Genomic DNA, 25,446 nt, shown 5'->3' with positions numbered 1-25,446 from the left:
CTGCAAAGGTGCTTATCATGATTTACCGGGGAAGCTGTCATTGCGGTGCCGTGTCGTTTGAGGCTGAAGCGCCGGACTCGGTGGAAGTGGAGGACTGCAACTGCTCTATTTGCAGCAAATCCGGGTATCTGCACCTGATCGTGCCAAAGAAAAATTTCCGGCTTCTAAGCGGCGAGGAGCAGTTACAGACATACACGTTTAACAGCGGTGTCGCCAAACACACCTTCTGCCGGATCTGCGGCATCAAACCGTTTTATATACCCCGCTCCAACCCGGACGGCGTGGACATCAATCTGCGCTGCTTGAATGAGCAGCCAAAATCCATAACCATAGTCGAGTTTGATGGGCAGAACTGGGAACAGAATGCTCACACACTGGCTCACAAAAGCCGGGAATAATAATAAATACGCCACAGTCGATGATGGCCCATATAACGACAACAGGGGTCTGAAGCGGCATGCCAGAGGGAAACACATGAACGATTCACTGCGTAGTGCCGCGGATTCTGTGCTGCATAAAACGGTCACTCAGGCGGGCGGCGCTCCCGGCGTGGTGGCCATGGCGACCGACAGACATGGCAACTTCTACGAAGGTGCTGCCGGGTTGCGGGAAATGGGCAAAGAACAACCCATGACCACCGACTCCGTATTTGCCATTTTCTCCTGTACCAAAGCACTAACAGGCACCGCACTGATGCAACTGGTGGAGGAAGGACTGGTTAGTCTGGACGACCCGGCCAAGGACTACGTACCGGAAATTGCTGAGATTCAGGTGTTGGAAGGCTTCGACAGTGACGGACAGCCGAAACTGCGCCCGCCAAAATCCGACATCACCCTCAACCAGCTGATGCTGCATACCGCTGGTTTCTCCTACGAATTTTTCAGCCATGATGATCTGGCCTTTCGCACCGCCATGGAAACCCCAACCGTGGTTTCAAGCACCTTTGACGGCATCAGGACCGTATTGCTGTTCGACCCGGGTGAGCAATGGGCCTACGGGGTTAATATCGACTGGATCGGGAAGGTAGTAGAAGCAGTGCGCGGCAAGCGCCTTGGCCAGGTCATGCAAGAGCGCATCTTTGCACCACTGGAGATGCACGACAGTGCCTTTGAAATCACTCCCGCCATGCAATCGCGACTGACCAGCCTGCACACCCGCGCAGAAGATGGCCAGCTGGCACCCTGGGATCTGGTGCTGCCACAACCCCCGGAAATGGACATGGGCGGTCACGGCCTCTACGCCACCGTGGGCGACTACATGAAATTTATCCGCATGCTGCTGAATGACGGCGAGGGCACCAATGGCAGGGTATTAAAACCGGAGACTGTGGCAAAGATGGCGCAAAATGGCCTCGAGGGCCTGCAGAGTGGCGGCTGGACCAGTTCCATACCAGCACTCTCCAATGACGGTGAGTTCTTTCCCGGCCTGAAAAAATCCTGGGCCTATACCTTCCAGGTCAATGAGGAGGCGACACCCTCCGGGCGACCGGCGGGTCAATTGATGTGGGCAGGGCTAGCCAATCTGTTCTACTGGATTGACCGACAAAATGGCATTGGTGGCATGTGGGCCTCGCAAATACTGCCATTTCAGGATATCGCCTCATACCCGGGGTTTGTGGATTTCGAGTCAGCAGTCTATCGCCACCTGAAATAGTCACCCGCAACCATAAAAAAATGCCCGGACATTTGTCCGGGCATTTTTGCTTAGGCCATGGTGCCCCAACTGGAGCGGGATGAATTACTGCGGGCTTTCTGACCGCCAGCCCGTCGCTGTGCACCCTGTGACCGGTTATCCCGGTTGCCACTTGGGCGACTGTCTCTATTACCGCTGGGGCGGCTGTCCCGATTCGCACCTGGACGACCATCCCTGTTACCGCTGGGACGGCTATCCCTATTGCCACTGGCACGGTTACCTTCTCTGCCACCGGGGCGGCTGTCGCGACGTTCTCCAGATGCGCCCTCACGGCTGCCGCCGGGACGGGCCGTTCTGTTGGCGCCTGGGCGACGATTTTGAGAGCTGGCATTGCGGCGCTGACCAGAAGCATTTCCTGTACGACGGCCATTGCCACCGCCGCGACCGTTCTGAATGGGCTCTGCCCTGATACTCGGATCCGGCTCAAAACCATTGATTGCCACTTTGGGCACATCACGTTTCAGCAAATGCTCAATATCCCGCAACAGCTTATGTTCATCCACACATACCAGCGAGACGGCTTCGCCTTCATTGCCAGCGCGGCCGGTGCGGCCAATGCGGTGCACATAATCCTCAGGAACATTGGGAAGTTCAAAGTTCACAACGTGGGGCAACTGGTCGATATCCAGACCGCGGGCGGCAATATCCGTGGCCACCAACACGCGAACAGCACCTTTCTTGAAGTCTGCCAGTGCCTTGGTTCGGGCGCCCTGGCTCTTGTTACCGTGAATCGCCGCCGCGGTGAGGCCGTCCATCTCCAGCTGCTGTGCCAACCTGTTGGCACCGTGCTTGGTACGGGTAAAAACCAGCACCTGACGCCAGTTGCCTGAACCGATCAGATAAGACAACAGCTCGCGCTTGCGGTTTTTATCCACCAGGTGAACTACCTGTTCCACGCGCTCGGAAGCCGTATTGCGGCGAGCCACCTCAATCAGTGTGGGCGTATTCAGCAGGCCATCGGCCAGCTGTTTAATTTCATTGGAAAACGTGGCCGAAAACAGCAGGTTCTGGCGTTGCTTGGGCAACAGGGCCAACACCTTGCGAATATCATGAATAAAGCCCATATCGAGCATGCGATCCGCTTCATCCAGCACTAGGATTTCCACCTGGGACAGGTCCAGGGTACGTTGCTGAACGTGGTCCAGCAAACGGCCAGGGGTAGCAACCAGGATATCAACGCCTTTACGCAGCATGGAAATTTGCGGGTTGATATTCACGCCACCAAAAATAATGCCGGACTTGATCGGCAGGTGCTTGCCATACGTATTTACACTCTCACCCACCTGAGCTGCCAGCTCACGGGTAGGGGTCAACACCAGCGCTCGCACCGGGCGGCGATCGCCAGCAGGTTTGTGAGCGCTCAGGCGCTGCAACAACGGCAGGGTAAAACCGGCTGTTTTACCGGTGCCAGTCTGGGCACCGGCGAGCACGTCTTTTCCTTCCAGAACAACGGGAATGGCCTGCGCCTGAATGGGGGTGGGTTGGCTGTAGCCCTGTTCGGACACAGCACGCAACAATTCGGCCGACAGGCCGAGTTCAGAAAATAACATATAAATTTTAACTCCGGGACCAGCCTATCCATGCAGTGCAGGGAAACGGTCTTAGGCGGGAAACATTTTGCTAAGGGGTGTCGGAGGGAGAACCAAAGAGGAAAAACCGGGGGACACATCTGGTACCGACCGATGGGTACCATGAGGCGGGGACTATAACAGTAGACCCAAAGCAAGTCTAATACTAAGACCCAGCCCACAACCGGGAAGCGTATAAAAGCGTTGATCACAACCGGGGTTGTATGTCACCCTGAAACGATTATTACAATATGCGGCCTTTTACCGCAAAAGATGCAGTATTGACCGAATGACAGAGACCGCCAACTACCCAAATCCAAAACTGCTTGATCGATTAAAACGGCTACAGCTTGGGCTGATGTGGCTGGCTGCACTCATCGCTCTGACTGTGCTGCTGGGCTGGCTCAGCAGCAATGTGCAAATACTGCTGCCCGAAGGCTGGAATCTCATGAAAGCCAATACCGCCGCCTGTGTTCTACTCAGTGTGTGCGCCATGGCTCTCAGCTATTACCAGACCGACCCCGTTCGCATACTAGCCGCCCGGGTTCTAGGAGCCGTAGTGATCGCCATCGCCGGCATGGCCCTGCTCGGTCACGCTGTTGGAGAAGCTTTTTTTCTGGAAACACTGCTCGCCAGCGACAGTGAATCTATCATGCCTGGCCGCATGTCCATTCAGACCGCCGTGTTTTTTGTAATCCTGGGTTTTTCCTGCATCTGTGAGGGAAGAGATAACCCTTACTGCAGGGTCGTACGCGAACTTGTCTGCGCTCTGCTGGTTACCTTGGTACTGGCAGTGGTTGCTGGCTATTTGTTTGGTGCCACCAGCCTGTTTCAGCAGAATGCGGATATTCTCACATCCCCACAAACTCTCGCCTGCATGGTATTACTGGCAACTAGCCTACTGATTACTCGCATGCACCAGGGATACTTTTCCATTCTGGCCGGCATCGGCATAGGCAGCAAAATCTCACGGGTGACACTGCCTCTGATGATTTCACTGCCTTTCCTGATTATTAGCTGCTCTGTATGGCTGCCGCAAAGCCAAGGTATATCCCCTGCCCTTGCCTCTGCAGTTACCTCCGCGGTTAGTGCCGGCTGCCTGTTTGTCTTGCTGATCTGACTATCCCAGAAAATCAACACCATGGAAGTGGATTTGCGCAATGTTTCGATGGTGGATGATCTGACCAAAATCTACAACCGCCGCGGTTTTTATATGCTCGGAGAACACATGCTCTACGAAGCCCGGCGCGAGAGCAAAATGGTCACAGTGTTATTTTTCGACTTGGATGACCTAAAAGTCATCAATGACTCGCTGGGACATGATATTGGCTCTGACCTGCTGAAACACTTCGCCTCTCTCTTGCAGGAACATTTTCGAAAAAGTGACGTGGTGGCGAGGGTCGGGGGAGATGAATTTGCCGTCGTATCCAACAGCGGTGATAGCCAGATTGCTCTGAAGCGGCTGGAGCGGATTGTCAGCGCCATCAACAAGGCGGGTAAACGCCCCTACAATCTCAGCTATTCCGTAGGGGATGCCACCTTCACCGCAAACGATAACATCACCGGTTTTTCCGATCTGGTGTCCATGGCAGATACCCGGATGTACACACGCAAGCACGCAAAAAAATGTCACCCGCAAAACGCTCATCAGCCATCCTCGATGGATATCACCTCACAGGCACTTTAAGCCCCTAGGCGGATTGCGCCGACCTTCTTTCTAAAAGCTCTGAACATAGGTAGTAGAATACATATCCCAAAATGCAAACAGCCCGGGGACCCGGGCTGTTTTTCTTATGGGCATCAATAGCGGTATTAGTCTTTATTCAGCAGGCTTTTAAAGCCGCCAAGCTTTTCCTCGACCTGTTGCTTCAACTGATTGCCAGCATCTTTCAAGGCCCCGGAATTGGCCACCGCGCCTGCAGCACTCTTGTTGATGGCGGCCAACACCTGCTTCACCACCTCTGCAGTACTGGCGCCATTGGATTTTTCACCTATACCTGTCAGGCGGATATCCGGCAACGTTAATGCCAGGGGTTTATCACCCAGCAACGGATTGCTGTAGCTGACTTTGCCTGCATTGATCTGTAGGTCGCGAATAATCATCTTCTTTTCGGCGCCGCCATCAGAGGAGCCCGCTTCAGAGGAAGTTGAGCCAGAGCTGGCACCGGTTGCCTGCTCCACATTTTTCTGCAGTTGCGCCAGGTTAGTGGTGCCATTGGCAGACTCGTAGGTAATTTCCGGTGCCACAATGCGGATACTGTTCACCACAATGGTGTCTGTGGTGAGCGATTCCGGATCTACCGCAAGGAAAATTTCCCCAAGAGAGAAAGCGCTGGGCGTTTTGAATCCCGCCGGATTACCAACCAGCAATCCGTGGAGGCTACCCTCACCGGTGGCCAGAGATAATTCCACATCATCAAGGGTGACACTGGACTGGGTCAGTTTCGGCCCGACCGTCTCCACTGCCGCTTTGATACCTTTATCCAGGTTGAGGATGGCAAATACCACCACCAGCAACAACACCACCAGTAAACCGGCAACAATTTTGAGAAGGGTTTTCATCACTATTCTCCTTATTCTGATTTCCCTGCCTGTCGATACTGCCACTTAAATCTTACAATAACATGATCAGGCTCAAACCATCACAAGGATACCCAATGCCTCGCCACCTTCACAGCGGACCCGGCTACCTACTGCAGGGACTACAACTGATGACACACCCCAGGCTGCGCTGGTTTGTGCTCGGCCCGCTGCTGATCAACCTGTTACTGTTTATTGGACTGAGCTGGCTGGCTGTCACCCAGTTCGGGCAACTGCTCGATAGTCTCATGGCGAGAATACCCGAGGCCCTGAGATTCCTGGCCTGGATCTTCTGGATTTTGTTTGCTGCATTTTTATTGCTCGTCTATGGCTACAGCTTTGCTATTGTCGGCAACCTGCTGGCCTCGCCTTTCTATGGTCCCCTGGCAGAACGGGCGGAGGAAGTGCTGAGCGGACGAGTAAACGATACGTCCATGACGACGCAGCAGCTGCTGGCACTAGCGGGCAGGGCCATGCAACGGGAGCTGATCAAGATGGGATATTTCCTGCCACGGATTGTAGGGGTATTACTACTGACGCTTGTGCTGTCCCTGATACCGGTCGTGAATCTGATCGGACCGGCGATTGCCTTTTTGTGGGGTGCCTGGTCCCTGGCTTTGCAGTACCTGGATTACCCGGCAGACAACCACCAGATGGACTTTAGGAATCTGCGGGAGACAATGGCAAAAAGGCGGTTGGTTTCGCTCAGCTTTGGTGGCTCTGTACTGATTGCCACCACTATCCCGCTATTCAACCTATTTGCGATGCCAGCATCGGTGATCGGTGCCAGCAGTTTCTGGCTGGAGCGCATCGACAAGCCTGCACCCCAGTCAAACTAGTTTTCAGGACTTGCCGAGCAGGGCCTCGTCGGGCTGCACACAGTCCAGCTTTCTGCCCAGTAACTTCTGGATGGGCTCCAGCAGGAAGGCATCATCCTCACAGGCGAAACTGATGGAGGTGCCCAGCTTACCAGCACGGCCTGTACGACCAATGCGGTGAACATAATCTTCCGACTCCTCCGGCAGGGTGTAATTCACCACATGACTGATACCATCAATGTGGATACCCCGGCCAGCCACATCCGTAGCCACCAGCACCTTCAGTTTTCCGGATTTGAAGTCATCCAGAGTTCTCACACGCTTGTTCTGGGGCACATCCCCCGACAACAGGCCTACGCTAAACCCCTTGTTCTGGAGCTTTTCCTGCAACCTGCGACATTGGTCACGACGGTTGGCAAATACAATTACGCTCTCTACTTCGTCCTGGCGAATAATGTTGTAAAGCAGGCGGAATTTTTCTTCGGCAGAGGTGATAAAAACCTTTTGATCAACCGTATCTGTAGCAACATTTTCCGGCTCGATCTCGACGTGGATAGGGTCCACCGTCCACTGATCGGCCAGACTGATCACCTCTGGGGTAAAAGTCGCCGAGAAAAACAGTGTCTGGCGATTTTCCCGGTAGGGAGTTAAACGCACGATGCGCCTCACCTGGGGGATAAAGCCCATATCCAGCATGCGGTCCGCTTCATCCAGAACCAGAATTTCCACACGGTCCAGGTAGACATCGCGACTGCTGGCAAAATCCAGCAAACGTCCCGGTGTCGCCACCAGGATATCGCATTGACTCTCACTCAGGTGACGCTTCTGCTTGTCGTAATCCATGCCTCCCACCAGGGTGTGGACATGAAGTTCAGTGTGTTTACACAGCGCACGCGCATCATCGGCAATTTGCATGACCAGCTCACGGGTAGGAGCAATGATCAACGCCCTCGCCTCACCGGCATAATGCTCATCCTCAACAACCGGATGATTGAGCAGCTCCGTGATAATGGTCACCAGGAAGGCCGCGGTTTTACCGGTACCGGTCTGTGCCTTGCCGACCACATCGTGGGCGCGCAGACTGAAAGGTAATGAACGGGCCTGAATGGGCGAGCAGTATTTAAAGCCGAGATCAGCGATGCCGCGCATCAGAGGCAGAGGCAAACCCAGGTCATGGAAACGCAGCTTGCCCTCTTCTGGTGCCACCTCAAACTGGGAAAGATCCCAGTTGGAGTTAGTGTCGGGCTTTCTGCTCCGACCACCGCGACGTCGACGACCCCGACGTCCCGATTGCTTGGATTGCTGATCACCGGAAGGGGAATTTTTTTGCTCACTCATAGTTACTGCCAATAGATAAAGTGCCGCGTGCGGCCTTGTGCTTGAAAGGGGCGGCAGTATACCACGGTCGGGGGATTCTCGCCCGACCTGACATTTTTCTCCTAAGCGGTGGTCAGTGTGTTTTCTGACACCGTCGAGACAATTCTTCGATGCAGCCAGTCATCGACACTGGTATAGCGCCCACCGCCCATGAAAAACAACGTCAGCAACATCAGGAAATAGGTTGCGGAATACTCGATGCCATTTTTAAGGACTGTTATCGACCCAGCTGCGCTTAGATAGTCGTAATTGCCATGTTCCTGGAGAATGGCAACAGCGCGGCTTTTTCGCTCCAAGCCCTCATCAATCAGGTCTGCCCGCCACTCCCAGGGGACCGTCAATTTGGTTTCCGGCAGCGCGTGCCAGCCGTTGTCCCAGTGTGCCGTCACAGCGGCAACCACCATGGTAATCATCAACGGCACTGCCACCAGGCGTGTCATCAATCCCAGCAACAACAGCCAGCCACCCAGAAATTCGGTCCAGCCCGCCAGAAAGGCCAGCACTTCTGGCGCCGGCAACCCCAGGCCCCAGTCGGCATTGCCAAACCAGGACACCACATTCGGGTCGGCCAACAGACGCTCATGGAAAGCCACCGACGTATCACCCAGCTGCAATTTTCCATACCCGGCCTTAATCAGAATCGGCGCCAGGAATATGCGCAACAATAACGGGGCCAGACCTTCAACATGGCTTAACTTTCCGAGGACAGTGATATAAATGCGATGACAGGAGGCTGTAAAACGACTCATGGGAAATCCTTGTGATACGAACACAGATAGTGGACCAATTGGTCCACAACTGGAAAGTTAGACCCATAATTCGCAAAAGATTCACTGCAGCAGACGAATCGGTACTCGCTTTGATCCCCAGCCGCCCGGCTGAGCCTCAAACACACCGGCAATAACGGCCTGGCAGGCCCGACAGCACCCACCGGTATCAAGCCCCCAGTAACCCAGCTCGTACCAGTCCCGCTCGATCAGCACTTCATGGCAGGAAGGACAAAAGGTACTGCCGCCGGTCTTGTCGTGCACGTTGCCGGTATAGGCATAATTGACGCCATTGGACAGGGCAATCTGTCTCGCCCGGGTCAGTGTTTCAGATGGGGTAGGCGGAATATCCTGCATTTTCCAATCGGGATGAAATGCGGTGAAATGCATCGGCACATTCGGCCCCAGTTGCTCCACCACCCAGCGAGTCATTTCATCCAGCTCCCGATCGGAGTCGTTCTCACCGGGGATCAACAGCGTGGTCAGTTCCAACCAAACATCGGTGTGATGGACGATGTACTTCAGGGTGTCGAGAACATTCTGTAAATGCCCACCGCAGATCTTGTGGTAAAAACTCTCGGTAAAGGCCTTCAAGTCAATATTGGCGGCATCCATGTAGGAGAAGAACTCCCGCCGTGGGGCATCGTCCATATACCCGGCACTGACTGCCACGGTTTTCACCCCCACTTCCCGGCACGCCCTGGCAACATCAATGGCGTACTCCATAAAAATAACCGGATCATTGTAGGTAAAGGCAATGCTACGACAGCCCATTTCCACAGCGGTTTGCGCCAGTCGATCCGGCATGGCGGCATCTGCCAGGGTGTCCATTTCCCGGGATTTGCTCATGTCCCAATTCTGGCAGAACTTGCAGGCCAAATTGCAGCCGGCAGTGCCAAAAGACAGTACCGCCGAACCGGGCAGGAAATGGTTGAGTGGCTTTTTTTCAATGGGATCGATACAGAAGCCACTGGAGCGACCATAGGTGTAAAGCACGATTTCATCGCCTTCCCTGCCCCGCACATAGCAAAGTCCACGCTGCCCCTCGTGCAGACGGCAGTGTCTTGGACAGACATCGCACTGCACCCGGCCATCGTCGACCTTGTGCCAGTATCGGGTAGGATAACTTTCCGGAGAGGTCTCTTTGCCTGTTGCCATCGAAGTTACACTCAACCTGAAAAAAATTTTCTATAACTTATATATAGCAGGTTATGGTCACCCAACGACTGGGAGGAGAGGAAAATGCTGGCACGTGTACCCGCTGTGGCAGGCGCGTTCTATCCGGGCAACCCCCTGTCCCTGCAACGGCAGATAGATGACATGCTCAATAGCCAACCGGGCACCCCTCTGCGCCCGAAGGCATTGATCGTTCCCCACGCAGGCTATATCTACTCCGGCCCGATTGCCGCCAGCGCCTACCGGCTGCTGCAGACCTATGCCGACCGGATTCGGCGAGTGGTGTTACTTGGCCCGTCTCACCAGGTCGCTTTTCGGGGCCTTGCCGCTCCGGAAGAAGACCTGTTTCAACCCCCCCTGGGTGACATTACTGTCGACCGGTCGTCAATTCACCAGCTGCAAAGCCAGGGCCTGATCGCCGTGCGCAGCGATGCCCACCAATGGGAACACAGCCTGGAAGTCCAGCTGCCATTTTTGCAAAGTGTCTTGGGAGAATTTCTGTTGCTGCCACTGGTGGTGGGAGACGCCAACCCACAGCTGGTGGCCGACACCCTGCGCGCCAGCTGGGGTGGAGAGGAAACACTGGTCGTAGTCAGCAGTGATCTCAGTCACTACCATTCCTACAGTGAGGCCCGACAAATCGACCGCCATACCAGCGCGATGATCGAATCATTAAATGGTACGCTAAACGGCGAACAGGCTTGCGGATGCAGAGCCGTAAACGGATTATTGGCCGTAGCAAAGGAAAAACAACTCGCCATCACCACTCTGGATCTTCGCAACTCGGGGGACACCGCAGGTGACCGCGATCGCGTGGTAGGATATGGCGCCTATGCCCTGTGTTGAACGCTATGCCCTTTATTGAGCTGAATTACGATGACCGCCAGACTCTGCTGTCCCTGTGCCGTGAAAGCATCCGCGTCAGGCTGTTGTTTGACCGGGACCTGAACATCGACAAGACTGCTTTCAGCCCCGCTCTGCAACAGACAGCTGCCTGTTTTGTCACCCTGAAAATTGACGGCAAACTGCGGGGCTGTATAGGCTCACTCGAAGCACATCAACCGCTAGTCGAAAACGCGGTGCATAATGCGGCTTCAGCCGCCGTGGATGACCCGAGATTTCCCCGGCTCACCCTGGATGAGGAAGCCCATATCGACATCGATATTTCCGTGCTGACCACTCCCATAGCACTGGAGTTCGACAGCGAGGAGGCACTGCTGGAACAACTCACACCGGGCAAGGATGGGTTAATTATCGAGTCCGGGCACTACCGGGCCACGTTCTTGCCCAGCGTGTGGAATAGCCTGCCAGGGAAAGCCGCTTTTCTGGCGCAATTGAAAGAAAAAGCCGGGATACCCCAGAATATTGAACCTGAAAAACTCACCGCCTGGCGTTACCAGACGCTGAGTTTTAGCGAGTAACCCGGAAAGACATCGGTGGCAAAGCCACCAACTGACCCCCAAGGGATAATAACAATGACCAATAACCCTCAGCGCGAGCTGCGCAATGCTATGGGTAACTTTGCCACCGGCATCACTGTGATTACGGCCCTGGATGGACAGGGCAACCCCAGGGGGATGACCGCCAACAGTTTCTCTTCTGTTTCACTCGAACCTGCCATGGTCTCCTGGTGCGTGGGGCGTGACTCTCGGCTGTTTGAACTGTTTCAGCAGACGGATCATTTTGCCGTAAACATTCTGCACAGCGGCCAACAGGCTATTTCACAACTGTTTGCCGGTTCCGAGCAGAACAAGTTTGATCATGTTAACTGGCATCCGGGCCTGCATGGACTGCCCATCCTGGACGACTGCCCCTGCCATTTCCAGTGCCGAATTGAACACCGGCACCCCGGCGGAGATCACATCATTCTTGTGGGCCGGGTACTGGAGTTCAGCAATGAGCCTCTGGAACCGCTAATTTTCCACGGCGGCCAATACCGCACACTGAAATAGTTTTTCAGGCGGAGTCCGTCCACTGGCCCAGTGTCGCGCGGTCCCGCCCGCCGAGATCCTGACGGGTTTCGACCCGATCAAACCCCGCTGCCTGCATTAGCTCCCTGACCGCCTGTGCCTGCTGCCAGCCGTGTTCTAGCAACAGCCATCCACCGTTATTCAGGTGCACTGGCGCCTGCTGGATAATGGTTTCCAGGTCCGCCAACCCTCTCCCCTCAGCCACCAGTGCAGACTTCGGCTCGAAGCGCACATCGCCCTGTTGCAGGTGTGGGTCTGATGAATCGATGTAGGGTGGATTACTGATCACCAGGTCAAACCGCAGGTCTCCTAGAGCGGCAAACCAGTCACTTTGGCGAATGTCCACATTGAGCAGACCCAGTTGGCGACGGTTTGTGTCCGCCAGTATCACAGCAGCATCAACTGCATCAACGGCAACTACCTGCCATGCGGGTTGCTCACAGGCTAGCGCCAATGCAATCGCACCGGTGCCAGTGCCCAAATCGATTACCTTCGCGCTTTCAGGCAATGGCAGTTGAAGTGCAGTTTCTACCAATAGTTCGGTATCAGGGCGCGGTATCAGCGTGGCCGGGGAAACCGACAGGGACAGGGACCAGAATTCCCGGCTCCCCGTCAGGTGGGCTACCGGTTCGCCCCGCAGGCGCCTCTCGAACAGCGCTTCAAACAACCGGTATTCGTCTTCACTGAGGGCATGCTCCGGCCAGGTAAAAAGATAGGTACGGGATTTTTGCAGCACATGGCCCAGCAGTACTTCGATATCCAGACGCGGGGTGTCGCTGACACTGGCAAGTGCGGCACTACGCCGTAACAGGCTGGCAATAGTCTCGACCACAGTCTACCCGGACAGGGCGGCAAGTTGCTCCGCCTGGTACTCGTTAATCAACGGCTGAATGACCTCATTGAGCTCACCCTCCATGATCTCATCGAGCTTGTAGAGGGTCAGGTTGATGCGGTGATCGGTGACGCGCCCCTGGGGATAATTGTAGGTGCGGATACGTTCGGAGCGATCGCCGCTGCCCACCAGTGAACGGCGCTCATCGGCGATATTCTTGGCCGCCGATTCTTCCTGGGCATTTTTCAATCGTGCCGCCAGCAGCGACATGGCCTTGGACTTGTTCTTGTGCTGTGAGCGCTCGTCCTGACATTCCACAACGATACCCGAGGGAATATGAGTAATACGGATGGCCGAGTCCGTCTTGTTAACGTGCTGACCACCTGCACCGGATGCCCGGAAGGTATCAATACGCAGGTCATTTTTGTTGATATCCACGTCTTCCAGCTCATCAGCTTCGGCCATAATGGCCACCGTGCAGGCGGAAGTGTGAATACGGCCCTGGGATTCCGTATCAGGCACACGCTGTACACGGTGCGCACCGGATTCAAACTTCAACAGGGAATACACCCCCTGCCCGACAATGCGGCTAATGATTTCCTTGTAGCCACCGTGCTCCCCCGGGCTCTCGCTGATAACCTCAACCTGCCAGCGCTGTTTTTCGGCATACCTGCTGTACATACGAAACAGGTCACCGGAAAAAATGGCCGCCTCATCGCCACCGGTACCGGCGCGAATCTCCAGGAATACGTTTTTTTCATCGTTGGGGTCCTTGGGCAACAGCAATTTTTGCAGGTCGACTTCCAACTCAGCGCGACGCGCCTCCCCCTCCTGAAGCTCTTCCTGAGCCATTTCCCGCATATCAGCATCAGCATCTTTCAGCAATTGGCTGGCTTCATCGATATTGGCCTGAACCCGCTGATAGTCCCCATAGCTTTTAACCACAGGCTCAAGCTCCGCATATTCGCGGGATAAATCGCGAAAGCGATTCTGCTGAGCAATCACCTCGGGATCGCTCAGGAGTGCACTCACTTCTTCATAGCGGTCGGAAAGATGCTGTAATTTTTCCAGGATGGAGGCTTTCATTAACTCTCTTTATCTTCTTAAAGGTGGTTAGGATTCAGACCCGTCGTCGGGTTTTTTGAGACCAAACAGGTGATGCGCCAAGTCAATATGTTCTGTCAGGCCCTGTTCACCGGCCTGCTTCAACCGCGTAGTCGGGGTGTGCATTAATTTGTTGGTGAGGTTGCGCGCCAGGCTTTTCAGGACCAACTCCGGAGCCTGGCCGGCGCGCAGTGAAGCCAGTGCCTTTTCCAGTTCATGATCCCTGGCTTCCTCGGCGCTGCTGCGAAAAGCACGAATCGTGTCCACCACGTTCAGCGCGCGCAGTTGACTCTGCCAGCCCACAACGCCCTGTTCGACAATATCCTCTGCCTCACCAGCGGCACTCTGCCGGGAGCGTATGTTTTCATCGATCACAGCCTGCAGGTCGTCGACGGTATACAGGTAGACATCCTGAAGCTTTGCCACTTCCGGCTCGATATCTCGCGGTACCGCAATATCCACCATAAAGATGGGTTTGTGCTTGCGTAGTTTAAGTGCCGATTCAACAGCGCCCTTGCCAAGAATGGGCAACTGACTGGCCGTGGAGGAAATCACCATATCTGCCCTGTGCAGATAGTCGGGTATTTCGGACAACAGAATGCCCTGGGCTGAAAACTGCTCCGCAAGGTCTTGTGCCCGACTGAGGGTGCGGTTTGCAACCGTGATTTCCCTGACGCCTTTCTCCTGAAGGTGACGGGCGACCAGCTCAATCGTCTCCCCCGCGCCGATCAAGAGCGCCCGCACATCCCGCAAGTCAGAAAAAATCTGCTGAGAGAGACTGACGGCAGCGTAGGCCACCGATACTGGACTTTGCCCGATGGCGGTCTCAGTTCTCACCCGCTTGGCAATACTGAAGGCCTGTTGGAACAGCTGGTTCAGCACTGTCGACACTTTTCCTGCCTCACGGGCCACGGCGTAGCAGGATTTCAATTGACCCAGAATTTGCGGCTCACCGAGCACCATGGAATCGAGTCCACAGGCAACCTTCATGATATGGCGAACGGCGTCGGAATCGGTCAAGAGATAATGGCAACTCTGCAGCTGCTCCAGGGAGATGCGCCGCTGTTGGGCAAGCCAGTGTAGTACCTGATCCGCCTGCTCACCTTCCGCGTATATTTCCGTACGATTACAGGTAGAAAGTATCGCGACTTCCTTAAGCGCGGCAGCATCTGCCAGGCCCTGCAACGCTTCCATCATCTGTTCCGGGGCAAAAGCCACCTTCTCCCGGATATCGAGAGGGGCGGTTCGGTGGTTGATGCCCAGAGCAAAAATGGTCATGAAAACGGAGCTTGGAAGTGAGCCCGCAATTGTCCGATTCTCGACCTGCAAAGACAAGCGGTATAGAAATTCAGGCTCTTGGCACTAAAGGCCTTGATTTATTGTCTGAGTTATTGGCTACAATGAGGCCGCCTATAATGACATTAATCCAACCATTGCCCGACGAATCCGATATTCACCATTGAAAGAGCCAAAATTGTTTCAACACTTTACCCGTCTCTCCGGCATCGCCATGCCGACGCTTTTGGCTTGTTCATTCATCCTGACGGGCTGTTCCACCCCCCAAGGCAATCAGGTCGTCAGTGATCAGCCAGCAGCGGTTGTCCCCACTACAGCTCCAGGGGAACAGCCAAAGGCTGACGAAGAGGCTGTGGAATACCCGGTGCGGGCATTCCCCACAGAAACCCTCTACGACCTCCTGGTGGCAGAACTGGCAGGCATGGACAATAACCTGCCTTTGGCGCTATCCAATTATCTGATACAGGCCAGAGCGACCCGGGACCCGGGAATTGTTGCGAGAGCGGCCCGCGTCGCCGCCTATGCCGAAAACCACCCTGCGCTGCTGGAAATGTCCTTGCTGTGGAGCGACATTGAACCGGACAACCTCGACGCCCGTAGCGTTGCCACATTGTCGCTGGGCAGGGAAGGCCGTCTGACAGAAGCCCTGCAACATGCGGAATTTGCGCTTAAACAGGGTGACCAGGAACCCATCATGGGCCTGACGGTGAGTGCGGGCGGCTCCACACCGGCGCAACGCCAGACGTTACTGGATGCCTACACCGATTTGCGCTCACGACTGCCCAGAGATGAAACCGTGTTGCTGACCTATGCCATGCTTCTCCGCCAGCAAGGCCAGTTCTTGACAGCGCTGGCCACCGTCGATGAGTTGCTTGAACAGGCACCGGCGAAAGAGAGTGCCATCATGCTGAAAGCCCAGCTACTTCACCAGCTGGGCAAAAAACAGGAAGCCACAAAATTCCTCGGCACCGTGCTGGATGGTCTAGCAGACAGTAAAAGACTGCGACTGCAATATGCCCGCTTCCTGGCTGAAGATGACCTGCTCGGAGCCTATCAACAACTGAATACCCTGATGGTGCAGTACCCCCACGATGCCGAACTGGCATACACCCTGGCTTTGGTCTGCCGTGGGCTCAACAAAAACGAGGAAGCCAGAGAACTGTATACCCAGCTCAGCAAGAACCCCAACATGGCGGCAGCCGCCCACTACGAACTGGGCCAACTGGCTGAGGAAGAAAACAACAGCGATGCGGTGCTTCTGCATTATCGCGCGGTCAGAAACGGTCCCAAATTCCTGCCAGCCGTAGTGAAGCTGGGTAGATTCATGGCCAGCAACGGACAACTTAGCAGCGCACAACTCTATATGAGCCAGCTGCGCCTGGAATACCCCCACTATTCCGCGCAACTCTATCAGATCGAATCTGAATTGCTGGTGGAGAATCAATTGATCGGCGATGCGCGCCTGATTCTCAGCGAAGCACTGGAGCATTTCCCCAACAACATTTCACTGCTTTACAGTCGCTCTATTCTCAGTGAACGAGAAAATGATTTTGCTAGCTCGGAGCAGGACCTCCGCGCCATCCTTGCCCAGGACGCCAATAATTCCATGGCGCTTAACGCCCTCGGCTACACCCTCACTCTGCATACGGATCGCTACGAGGAAGCGCGACAACTGATCCTGCGAGCACTGGAACTGAATCCCGGCGATCCGGCCATTATCGACAGCCTGGGGTGGGTGCTCTTCCAGCTCGGAGAATACGATACGGCCATCATCCACCTGCAGGAAGCGCTGGAAAAAATGCCAGACCCCGAAATTGCAGCGCATCTGGGCGAAGCGCTGTGGGCTAATGACCAGCAGGAAGAAGCGCTTCAGATTTGGCAGCAAATCCTCGAGCAGCATCCCGACAACCCTATCATTCTCGAAACCATGCAGCGCCTGCAGGCGGAATAGTTAGTGCGTCTGTTAGCCCTGATATTTGCCACGCTGTTTCTTGGCGCCTGTGCCAGCCACACACCCCGACCCGAGCCGGTCATATCAGACTGGCAACAACACCAGTCCGCGCTCCAGAACTTCAACAGCTGGCAGCTGGAAGGCAAGTTGGGCTATCGTGACAGTCGCGATGGCGGCAGTGCATGGCTGAACTGGCAGCAGTCATCAGACGCGTTCAAGTTACTGTTAAGCGGACCTTTCGGCACGGGTGCCACCCAGATTCTGGGCAACAGTCATCACGCAGAGCTGCGCCGCAGCGGCAAGGAGACCCTCTATTCGCCTTCGCCTGCAGCCCTCACTGAGCAGCTGTTTGGCTGGCAGTGGCCCGTGGATGAACTACATTTCTGGATTCGCGGCATACCTGCACCCAACACGACCCAGGATGTCAGCAGCCACAATCTGGATGGCACCCTGTCGACCCTTACCCAGGCCAACTGGCAATTACAATTCTCAGGCTACCAACAGGTCGGCCCGTGGATACTGCCCGGTCGTATCCGCGGGAACAGCGGAGAATACAGTTTCACGCTGGTCATCAAGCAGTGGCACCTGGACATGGAAAATCATTGATGCTGTCACTGCCTGCTCCTGCGAAAATCAACCTGTTCCTGCATATCACCGGGCGCCGTCCGGATGGTTATCACAACTTACAAACCCTGTTTCAGTTGTTGGATTTTGGAGATCAGCTGGACATTGAAGTCGATTCCAGCGGAGTCATCAGGGTCACACCAACCCTGGAGGCGGTTCCTCCTGAAGACAATCTGATCTATCGGGCAGCTCGACTGCTACAGCAAGAAAGCGGCTGCAAAATGGGGGCCGCCATCCATCTACACAAGCAACTACCAATGGGCGGCGGCCTGGGTGGTGGTAGCAGTGATGCTGCCACGACACTGATGGCGCTGAACACGCTCTGGCAGCTGAACTGGTCCAGGGAAAAACTGATGTTCCTTGGCCAGCAACTAGGCGCCGATGTACCCGTATTTATCTTTGGTCACAGCGCTTGGGCAGAAGGGGTTGGCGAGCAACTCACAAAAGTGGAAATGAAGTCTTACTGGTACCTGGTTTTGGCCCCGGACACACAGGTTTCTACCGCTACAATTTTCGCGCATCAGGGTTTGACAAGAAACACGCATCCGATCAAAATACGCGCCTTTCTCGAGCAGGGTGGCCGGAATGACTGTCAGACAGTCGTTGAGGCTCTATATCCTCAGGTAAAAAAAGCACGCCTCTGGCTCGCTCAATTTGCCGATGCTCGATTGACGGGAACAGGTGCCTGCCTATTTGCCCGCTTTGATTCAGAAGCTGATGCGAGATCAGTCCTGAAACAAATGCCGGCGCCTTGGCAAGGCTTTGTTGCACAAGGGGTCAACCGGTCACCCTTGCTTGACAAGCTCCCGTCACACAACTGACTACTGGGGTGTCGCCAAGTGGCTAAGGCAACGGGTTTTGATCCCGTCATTCGGAGGTTCGAGTCCTCCCACCCCAGCCATATTCCTTTGGGTTAGCTGCACCAAGACCCCGATCAGGAAAAAAGCCGTGGCAAATATGATGGTTTTCTCCGGGAATGCTAACCCGGAGCTGGCAAATGAAATCGCTCGCTACCTCAGCCTGAGTCTGGGTGATGCGCTGGTGTGCCAGTTTTCTGATGGCGAAATTAATGTCGAGATTCGCGAGAACGTGCGCGGTCGCGATGTCTTTGTGGTTCAGCCCACCTGTGTACCGACACATAAAAACCTGATGGAGTTGATGCTCATCATCGACGCCCTTCGCCGCTCTTCTGCGGGTCGCATAACCGCCGTACTGCCCTATTTCGGCTATGCCCGCCAAGATCGCCGCGTTCGCTCCATCCGCGTTCCCATCAGCGCCAAAGTGGTCGCCGACATGCTCACTAATGTAGGCGTCGACCGCGTGATGACCGTTGACCTTCACGCCGAGCAAATTCAGGGCTTTTTCGACTGTGCCGTAGATAACGTCTACGGTCTGCCCGTTATGCTCTCTGATGTTGAACGGCAGAATTATGAAGATCTGACCGTTGTTTCGCCCGATATTGGCGGCGTTGTCCGCGCCCGCGCCATGGCCAAACAACTGAACACTGACCTGGCCATTATCGACAAACGTCGTCCCGAAGCGAATCAGGCACAGGTAATGAACATTATTGGTGAGGTAGAAGGCCGCACCTGCCTATTGGTTGACGACATTGTGGATACTGCAGGCACCCTATGCAAAGCCGCCGATGCGCTCAAAGAGCACGGTGCGAAAAGGGTTGTTGCCTGCTGCACCCACCCTGTACTGTCGGGTAAAGCTATCGAAAACCTCGAGAACTCTTCCCTCGACACGCTCGTGGTCACCAACAGTATTCCACTCAGCGAAGCTGCCCGCCACTGCGGGAAAGTCCGCGTCTTGAGCCTGGCTCCGATGCTGGCAGAAGCCATGCGCCGGGTCAGCAATGAGGAATCCATCAGCGCTATGTTCGACTAGCGCTGTTTACTTAACTGCCCATCAGGGCTTATTTCACTCCCACTACGATTCTGGTCGCGGATCGCAATGGGAATAATTAGGAGTCAAGGCAATGTCCGATGATTTTAAATTGAATGCCATGGTCCGCAATGACATGGGGAAAGGTGCGAGCCGCCGCCTGCGTCGTGAGGCCAACCTGGTGCCTGCCATTATCTATGGTGGCAAAAATGCACCGGAAAACATCAGCATCGCGAGCAACGAGCTGGAACACGCACTGCAAAATGAAGCGTTTTACTCGCACATCATCACCATTTCGGTGGACGGTAACGACCAGGACGTGATCCTCAAGGATCTTCAGCGTCACCCGTCCAAAACCGTCGTGATCCATGCAGACTTCCTGCGCGTCAGTAAGACCCAGAAACTGCACACCAAGGTTCCCCTCCACTACATCAACGAAGATATCTGTGTCGGTGTGAAAATGGGTGGCGGTATCATTTCCCACAACATGACAGAGCTGGACATCAGCTGTCTGCCCGCCGACCTGCCCGAGTACATCGAAGTGGATGTCAGTGCAGTTGATATTGGCGGTGTTCTGCACATTTCTGACATTGCCCTGCCATCCGGGGTGGAAAGTGTAGAGCTGAGCCATGGTGCAGAGCACGACCAGCCCATCTTCACCATCAACAAGCCCAAGGCAGCTGTTGAAGAAACAACTGACGAAGAAGCTGCAGACAAAGGTGATAACGAAGAGACGTCCGAAGAGTAATCAACCACTCTTTCTGTCTTCAGAGACACCAGCAGGCCCCGACATTGGATACGCCCGTTCAGCTCATTGTGGGGCTGGGAAACCCCGGCCCACAATATGACCGAACCCGTCACAATGCCGGGGCCGATTTTGTTGCGGCACTGGCAAACCGCTACTCCGTAGAATTGACGCCCGAAAGCAAGTTTTTTGGCAAAACCGCCAAAGCTATCATCGATGGCGCTCCGGTGTGGCTGTTGATCCCCGACACGTTCATGAATCGCAGCGGCAAAGCCATCGCAGCGCTGGCCAGCTTCTACCGTATCCCGACGAAAGCCATTCTTGTGGCCCACGACGAACTCGACCTCAGCCCCGGTACAGCACGCCTGAAATTGGGCGGCGGCCACGGCGGACACAATGGTCTACGGGATACCATCCAGGCATTGGGCAACAACCGAGACTTTGCGCGATTAAGGCTGGGTATCGGTCACCCCGGGCACGCCAGTGAAGTTGTTAATTTTGTGTTGAAACGCGCCCCGGCCAGTGAGCAGGAGCTCATCGAACAGAGTATTGATCAGGCGTTAGATGTCATTGGCGATACCGTTGCCGGACGCTGGAACGACGCCATGAAAAAACTTCATACCAATAACTAGGCCCACCGGGCAGAAACAGTATTCAGGAAATCATTATGGGTTTTAATTGCGGAATCGTCGGCCTGCCCAACGTGGGCAAATCCACCCTGTTCAATGCGCTGACCCAAGCGGGTATTGACGCGGCAAATTTCCCATTCTGCACCATAGAACCCAACACCGGCATTGTGCCCATTCCAGACCCACGGCAGGACAAACTGGCTGAGATCGTCAAACCTGAACGCATCATTCCCACCACCATGGAGTTTGTGGACATTGCCGGCCTGGTTGCAGGGGCATCGAAGGGAGAGGGTCTCGGCAACCAATTCCTTGCCAACATCCGCGAAACCGACGCCATTGCCCACGTGGTCCGCTGTTTTGATGACGACAACGTCGTGCACGTGGAGGGCAAGATCAACCCCGCCGCAGATATCGACGTAATCAATACTGAATTAGCCCTTGCCGACCTGGAAACGGTTGAAAAAGCTCTGCTGCGATCCGCCAAGGCTGCCAAGGGTCAGGATAAAGACGCCATCGCCCTGAAGGCTGTACTGGAAAAAATCCTGCCACATCTCAACGAAGCCAAGCCATTACGTTCCTTTGGCCTCGAAAAGGATGACCTGAAAACCATCCGCTCCCTGAGTCTGCTGACACTGAAACCCACCATGTATATCGCCAATGTCGATGAGGGCGGTTTCGAGAACAATCCATATCTCGATCAAGTACAGGCAATTGCCGACTCGGAAGGGGCTGTGGTCGTACCCATCTGCAACAAACTGGAAGCAGAAATCGCTGAATTGGAAGACGAGGAAAAACTCGAATTTCTGCAGGAAATGGGTATGGAGGAGCCGGGACTTAACCGCGTGATACGCGCTGGTTATTCCCTACTAGGGCTGCAGACTTACTTCACCGCCGGCGTCAAGGAAGTCCGCGCCTGGACTATTCCTGTTGGTGCCACAGCCCCTCAATCTGCCGGAAAAATCCACACTGACTTCGAAAAAGGCTTTATTCGCGCGGAAGTCGTAGCCTACGACGATTTTGTCGCCTGCAAAGGTGAGCAGGGTGCCAAGGACGCCGGCAAATGGCGCCTCGAAGGTAAGGACTACGTGGTCCAAGACGGCGACGTCATCCACTTCCGGTTTAACGTCTAAACCCAAGCCTCTAACTGCCGGCATGGGAGACACCCATGCCGGACTGTCATACGGGTGCGTAGCTTCTATAATGAAGCGATGCACTATTCACTCAGGATCTTCACACTGCTGCTGTTACTGCTTGTTCTGGCAGTTTTCCTCGCCACTCGCTTTGTGCCGGGACTGCAGATCAGCAGCTTCGCCGTCATTTTCAATTCTATCTCGGGTGCCGGCAGCCCGGAAACCAGCCACCGCATCGCTGATTCACTGGTTATAACGCCTGGCTTGCAACTTACAGTATTTGCCGACAATCTCACCAGACCACGGATTCTAAAAACCGCCCCCCATGGCCAGTTGCTGGTCAGCTCACCCCCTACCGGTTCGATCATCCTTCTTGCCGATACCAATAGCGACGGACAGGCCGATAACAACCGGGTGATTCTCTCCAACCTGAAACGCCCTCACGGTATCGAGATTTTTGATGACGGCAACACCAGCTGGCTGTATGTGGCAGAAACCAATGCCGTGGGGCGCGTGGCGATGGACTGGACATCCGGCGAGCCAGTGGGCGACTACCAGCGACTGATCACCGACCTACCCCCCGGCGGCGGCCACTGGACACGGAGCATCCGCTTTGGCCCTGACGGCCTGCTGTATTTAACTGTCGGCTCAAGCTGTAATGTCTGTGAGGAATCAGACCCGCGCCGTGCTGCAATGATGCGCTACCAACCGGATGGTAGTGGCGAGGAGATTATTGCTACCGGCCTGAGAAACAGTGTCGGCTTCGACTGGACACCCTGGAGCAACCAACTCTACGCCACCGATAACGGACGCGATATGCTGGGGGATCATTTTCCACCCTGTGAGCTCAACCTGATTCAGGCTGGCGGGTTTTATGGCTGGCCTTATATCAATGGCTTCGGGAAGCTGGACCCCGATCTCGGCCAGGGTAAAGAATCTTTGCTGACATCCAGTCTTTCACCGTCCTATGGTTTTCCTGCCCACAATGCACCCCTGGGCATCCATTTTATGCGCCATAGCAACAGACCGGAAACTTTCCAGCGCACCGCCTTAGTCGCGCTGCACGGCTCCTGGAACCGCAGCGAGCCCGACGGTTACAAGGTGGTTGCTTTGCGCTGGGACCAGCAGGGCACTATCAGTATCAAAGATGTTCTCACAGGCTTTCTACGACAAAACCAACAGGTGATTGGTAGACCTGTGGATATAGAAGAAGGGCTCGATGGCAGTATTTATATCTCTGATGATTACGCTGGCAGCATCTACCGCATGCTATATATAGATTAACTCTCTACAAACAATCACCAGGAGGGAACATCATGTTCATGAAAGAGGAACCTTCCGGTCACCTGGTTGAAATTCTGTCTTTGCAGGATCTGTTCGATCCTTTTCGCCAAGACGTTGCCGGGCGCTATCGCTACGGGGAAGAAGCGCAGGAGCCGGAAACCATCCCTAAAGCACACCTGGTTTTTCTATCCGGGGAATCCCTGCCCCAATGCTGGCTGGACCCCCATTATCGGGATCATGAATTGCCCACGAAAGGATAAAAGCGTCGCGCAACCGACTGCGGAAAACGCCTTGACAACCCCTGGCAAAATCGAGAAAATTCGCGCCCTCTCTAAAAGAGCAATGGCTACGTAGCTCAGCTGGTTAGAGCACAGCATTCATAATGCTGGGGTCGGTGGTTCAAGTCCACCCGTAGCTACCATACAAGATAAAGGCTTAACACCACAGGTTGTTAGGCCTTTTTTGTGAGCAATAATACACCAGGATCGATATTCGTCTCTTCGCCCGAAGCCAGGTTTTTGGGCTTCAACGAGAGAGGTGGTCAACAGGTGAATGTATTACAATGTACCCGTTTTATCGGCTGACCCAGCGCCATCAACAACCCATAGGCTGTTGAACTGAACCGGAAGACACCTATCAATCACCCCGTTTACGAGGAAATCAAGTGTACGTCGAACAGGCAACCCGCGAGCAGTTGCAACAATGGCATAAAGAACTTACCACCAACCACCAGTCTTTTGTGGCAGGAGGTCTCAATCTGGACCTAACCAGAGGCAAACCCTCTGCCAGCCAGCTATCCCTGGCCAATGACCTGGATGGAGCTCTGAAAGGCAACTATATCGCCGACGACGGCACGGACACCCGCAACTACGGCGGCATTGATGGACTCCCCGGCATGAAGGCCTTGGCCGCGGATATTCTCGGCGTCAAAGCCGAAGACATTCTGGTCGGCGGCAACAGCAGCCTGACCTTAATGTATTTCTCAGCCCTGTTTGGCTGGCAATTTGGCTTCACCGGTCCCACATCGGCATGGCGTAACGAGGACAAGGTAAAATTCCTCTGCCCGGTTCCCGGCTATGACCGCCATTTTGCCATTTGCGAAGAACTTGGCATTGAAATGGTCAATGTGCCCATGGATGACAACGGCCCTGACATGGATGTGGTTGAGTCTCTGGTCCGTAACGACCAGTCCATCAAAGGCATCTGGTGCGTCCCCAAATATTCCAACCCAACGGGCTGTATCTACAGCGCCGAGACGGTAGAACGGCTGGCCAATCTGGGCACCATTGCTGCCGATAATTTCCGTATTTTCTACGACAATGCCTATGTGGTTCACGACCTGACAGATGATCCTGCGGAGCTGCCCAATATCATGGATTATTGCCGAAAAGCAGGCACTGAAGACTCGGTGCTACAGTTCGGCTCTACCTCAAAAGTCACATTTGCCGGGGCTGGGGTTGCCTTTATGGCCGCTTCGGCCGTCAATCTGAAGGCCATGAAAAACCATCTGGGAATCGCCACCATCGGCCCGGACAAGGTAAATCAACTGCGCCATCTCCGTGTCATCAGCAACGTACAACAATTGCGCGCTCATATGATCAAGCATGCAGAATTGCTGAAGCCTCGCTTTGCCTGCGTTCTGGACCACTTGCAGAAAAATTTTGCGGATTCTGATCTGGGCAGCTGGAGCACCCCTGAGGGCGGCTACTTTATTTCCTTTGACACCCGTCCGGGGCTGGCCAGTGAAGTAGTGAAACTGGCAGCAGAAGCAGGTGTCAAGCTCACCCCTGCTGGCGCAACCTTCCCCTATGGCAAAGATCCACAGGACTGCAATATTCGCCTGGCCCCTTCTTTCCCCACTGTTGAGGATATCGACAAGGCCATGGCCGTCTTCTGCAACTCGGTCAAGCTGGCATCGGTCAGCCAGCGCCTTCAGGCCGGCTAGCTAACAGCGGCACCCAAGAAATGACCAATAAAAAGGGCAGCTTTAGCTGCCCTTTTTATTCGCGAACCCTG

26 protein-coding genes and 2 tRNA genes are annotated in these 25,446 nt (G+C 54.8%); 20 read left to right on the top strand and 8 right to left on the bottom strand.

The window, feature by feature from the left end:
- Positions 1-17 precede the first annotated feature (17 nt).
- Both Q8A57_RS04565 and acmB read left to right on the top strand, forming a co-directional pair.
- Positions 18-398 (top strand): GFA family protein, encoded by a 381-nt coding sequence (locus tag Q8A57_RS04565; RefSeq protein WP_305169803.1) that lies wholly within the window; start codon positions 18-20, stop codon positions 396-398.
- 76 nt (positions 399-474) lie between these two features.
- Positions 475-1,653, top strand: coding sequence for a methyl acetate hydrolase AcmB (gene acmB / locus Q8A57_RS04560; protein WP_305169802.1), 1,179 nt, complete (start codon positions 475-477; stop codon positions 1,651-1,653).
- Positions 1,654-1,703: 50 nt separating this feature from the next.
- Here the strand turns inward: acmB and rhlE are convergent, their stop codons facing one another.
- On the bottom strand, positions 1,704-3,242 hold the full coding sequence (gene rhlE / locus Q8A57_RS04555) for an ATP-dependent RNA helicase RhlE (protein ID WP_305169801.1): 1,539 nt from the start codon (positions 3,240-3,242) through the stop codon (positions 1,704-1,706).
- Between the two features lie 307 nt (positions 3,243-3,549).
- Here rhlE and Q8A57_RS04550 point away from each other — a divergent pair, with 307 nt between their 5' ends.
- The gene (locus Q8A57_RS04550; RefSeq protein WP_305169800.1) at positions 3,550-4,380 is read left to right on the top strand and encodes a hypothetical protein; all 831 of its coding nucleotides are present in this window, start codon (positions 3,550-3,552) and stop codon (positions 4,378-4,380) included.
- Between the two features lie 21 nt (positions 4,381-4,401).
- Positions 4,402-4,947: a GGDEF domain-containing protein gene (locus tag Q8A57_RS04545; RefSeq protein WP_305169799.1), complete on the top strand. Its 546-nt coding sequence runs from the start codon at positions 4,402-4,404 to the stop codon at positions 4,945-4,947.
- A 125-nt stretch (positions 4,948-5,072) separates the two neighbouring features.
- Here Q8A57_RS04545 and Q8A57_RS04540 read toward each other — a convergent pair whose 3' ends face one another.
- Positions 5,073-5,822 (bottom strand): DUF748 domain-containing protein, encoded by a 750-nt coding sequence (locus Q8A57_RS04540; protein ID WP_305169798.1) that lies wholly within the window; start codon positions 5,820-5,822, stop codon positions 5,073-5,075.
- A gap of 62 nt (positions 5,823-5,884) precedes the next feature.
- Here Q8A57_RS04540 and cysZ point away from each other — a divergent pair, with 62 nt between their 5' ends.
- Positions 5,885-6,679 (top strand): sulfate transporter CysZ, encoded by a 795-nt coding sequence (gene cysZ / locus Q8A57_RS04535; protein WP_369427777.1) that lies wholly within the window; start codon positions 5,885-5,887, stop codon positions 6,677-6,679.
- 3 nt (positions 6,680-6,682) lie between these two features.
- Here the strand turns inward: cysZ and rhlB are convergent, their stop codons facing one another.
- The 3 genes from rhlB to amrS all read right to left on the bottom strand — a co-directional run bounded on the left by rhlB (position 6,683) and on the right by amrS (position 9,960).
- Positions 6,683-7,996 carry an ATP-dependent RNA helicase RhlB gene (gene rhlB / locus Q8A57_RS04530; RefSeq protein WP_305169796.1) on the bottom strand — a complete coding sequence of 438 codons (1,314 nt, stop codon included), beginning with the start codon at positions 7,994-7,996 and terminating at the stop codon, positions 6,683-6,685.
- A 101-nt stretch (positions 7,997-8,097) separates the two neighbouring features.
- Positions 8,098-8,784 carry an HvfX family Cu-binding RiPP maturation protein gene (locus Q8A57_RS04525; protein WP_305169795.1) on the bottom strand — a complete coding sequence of 229 codons (687 nt, stop codon included), beginning with the start codon at positions 8,782-8,784 and terminating at the stop codon, positions 8,098-8,100.
- Between the two features lie 81 nt (positions 8,785-8,865).
- The gene (gene amrS, locus Q8A57_RS04520) at positions 8,866-9,960 is read right to left on the bottom strand and encodes an AmmeMemoRadiSam system radical SAM enzyme (protein WP_305169794.1); all 1,095 of its coding nucleotides are present in this window, start codon (positions 9,958-9,960) and stop codon (positions 8,866-8,868) included.
- Positions 9,961-10,044: 84 nt separating this feature from the next.
- On the opposite strand from amrS, the gene amrB reads away from it, so the two are divergent.
- Genes amrB through Q8A57_RS04505 form a run of 3 tightly spaced genes read left to right on the top strand, consistent with a single transcriptional unit; the run spans position 10,045 to position 11,930 of the window.
- A complete protein-coding gene (amrB, locus tag Q8A57_RS04515; RefSeq protein ID WP_305169793.1) occupies positions 10,045-10,824 on the top strand; it encodes an AmmeMemoRadiSam system protein B in 780 nt (259 codons plus the stop codon).
- The gene (amrA, locus tag Q8A57_RS04510) at positions 10,818-11,399 is read left to right on the top strand and encodes an AmmeMemoRadiSam system protein A (protein ID WP_305169792.1); all 582 of its coding nucleotides are present in this window, start codon (positions 10,818-10,820) and stop codon (positions 11,397-11,399) included. The genes amrB and amrA overlap by 7 nt, the downstream gene beginning before the upstream one ends.
- A 54-nt stretch (positions 11,400-11,453) precedes the next feature.
- Positions 11,454-11,930 carry a flavin reductase family protein gene (locus tag Q8A57_RS04505; protein ID WP_305169791.1) on the top strand — a complete coding sequence of 159 codons (477 nt, stop codon included), beginning with the start codon at positions 11,454-11,456 and terminating at the stop codon, positions 11,928-11,930.
- 4 nt (positions 11,931-11,934) lie between these two features.
- Here the strand turns inward: Q8A57_RS04505 and prmC are convergent, their stop codons facing one another.
- Genes prmC through hemA form a run of 3 tightly spaced genes read right to left on the bottom strand, consistent with a single transcriptional unit; the run spans position 11,935 to position 15,162 of the window.
- Complete coding sequence (gene prmC, locus Q8A57_RS04500; protein ID WP_305169790.1) at positions 11,935-12,780, bottom strand: peptide chain release factor N(5)-glutamine methyltransferase; 846 nt, start codon at positions 12,778-12,780, stop codon at positions 11,935-11,937.
- Positions 12,781-12,783: 3 nt separating this feature from the next.
- Positions 12,784-13,866 (bottom strand): peptide chain release factor 1, encoded by a 1,083-nt coding sequence (gene prfA, locus Q8A57_RS04495; protein ID WP_305169789.1) that lies wholly within the window; start codon positions 13,864-13,866, stop codon positions 12,784-12,786.
- Positions 13,867-13,893: 27 nt separating this feature from the next.
- Positions 13,894-15,162 (bottom strand): glutamyl-tRNA reductase, encoded by a 1,269-nt coding sequence (hemA, locus tag Q8A57_RS04490; protein ID WP_305169788.1) that lies wholly within the window; start codon positions 15,160-15,162, stop codon positions 13,894-13,896.
- Positions 15,163-15,358: 196 nt separating this feature from the next.
- Here hemA and Q8A57_RS04485 point away from each other — a divergent pair, with 196 nt between their 5' ends.
- From Q8A57_RS04485 to Q8A57_RS04430, 12 genes are all read left to right on the top strand, one after another.
- The gene (locus Q8A57_RS04485; protein WP_305169787.1) at positions 15,359-17,131 is read left to right on the top strand and encodes a tetratricopeptide repeat protein; all 1,773 of its coding nucleotides are present in this window, start codon (positions 15,359-15,361) and stop codon (positions 17,129-17,131) included.
- 3 nt (positions 17,132-17,134) lie between these two features.
- Complete coding sequence (lolB, locus tag Q8A57_RS04480) at positions 17,135-17,737, top strand: lipoprotein insertase outer membrane protein LolB (RefSeq protein WP_305169786.1); 603 nt, start codon at positions 17,135-17,137, stop codon at positions 17,735-17,737.
- On the top strand, positions 17,737-18,576 hold the full coding sequence (gene ispE, locus Q8A57_RS04475) for a 4-(cytidine 5'-diphospho)-2-C-methyl-D-erythritol kinase (protein WP_305169784.1): 840 nt from the start codon (positions 17,737-17,739) through the stop codon (positions 18,574-18,576). The genes lolB and ispE overlap by 1 nt, the downstream gene beginning before the upstream one ends.
- Before the next feature lie 4 nt (positions 18,577-18,580).
- Positions 18,581-18,656 (top strand) — tRNA-Gln (locus Q8A57_RS04470).
- A 56-nt stretch (positions 18,657-18,712) separates the two neighbouring features.
- Positions 18,713-19,645 (top strand): ribose-phosphate pyrophosphokinase, encoded by a 933-nt coding sequence (locus Q8A57_RS04465; RefSeq protein WP_305170148.1) that lies wholly within the window; start codon positions 18,713-18,715, stop codon positions 19,643-19,645.
- 91 nt (positions 19,646-19,736) lie between these two features.
- Entirely contained in the window at positions 19,737-20,390 is a 654-nt protein-coding gene (locus tag Q8A57_RS04460) for a 50S ribosomal protein L25/general stress protein Ctc (protein WP_305169783.1), read from the top strand.
- A 44-nt stretch (positions 20,391-20,434) separates the two neighbouring features.
- On the top strand, positions 20,435-21,019 hold the full coding sequence (pth, locus tag Q8A57_RS04455; protein ID WP_305169782.1) for an aminoacyl-tRNA hydrolase: 585 nt from the start codon (positions 20,435-20,437) through the stop codon (positions 21,017-21,019).
- A 35-nt stretch (positions 21,020-21,054) separates the two neighbouring features.
- Positions 21,055-22,146: a redox-regulated ATPase YchF gene (ychF, locus tag Q8A57_RS04450; RefSeq protein ID WP_305169781.1), complete on the top strand. Its 1,092-nt coding sequence runs from the start codon at positions 21,055-21,057 to the stop codon at positions 22,144-22,146.
- A 54-nt stretch (positions 22,147-22,200) separates the two neighbouring features.
- Complete coding sequence (locus Q8A57_RS04445) at positions 22,201-23,430, top strand: PQQ-dependent sugar dehydrogenase (RefSeq protein ID WP_305169780.1); 1,230 nt, start codon at positions 22,201-22,203, stop codon at positions 23,428-23,430.
- Positions 23,431-23,462: 32 nt separating this feature from the next.
- Entirely contained in the window at positions 23,463-23,690 is a 228-nt protein-coding gene (locus Q8A57_RS04440; RefSeq protein WP_305169779.1) for an acetyltransferase, read from the top strand.
- A gap of 84 nt (positions 23,691-23,774) precedes the next feature.
- Positions 23,775-23,851: transfer RNA gene (locus Q8A57_RS04435), tRNA-Met, on the top strand.
- Between the two features lie 243 nt (positions 23,852-24,094).
- On the top strand, positions 24,095-25,375 hold the full coding sequence (locus Q8A57_RS04430) for an aminotransferase class I/II-fold pyridoxal phosphate-dependent enzyme (RefSeq protein WP_305169778.1): 1,281 nt from the start codon (positions 24,095-24,097) through the stop codon (positions 25,373-25,375).
- Positions 25,376-25,446 lie beyond the last annotated feature (71 nt).

The organism is Porticoccus litoralis, assembly GCF_030676955.1.
Taxonomy (GTDB): Bacteria; Pseudomonadota; Gammaproteobacteria; order Pseudomonadales; family Porticoccaceae; genus Porticoccus; species Porticoccus litoralis.
The sequence above is the reverse complement of the archived record's forward strand: the minus strand, read 5'-3'. Positions and strand labels throughout refer to the sequence as shown.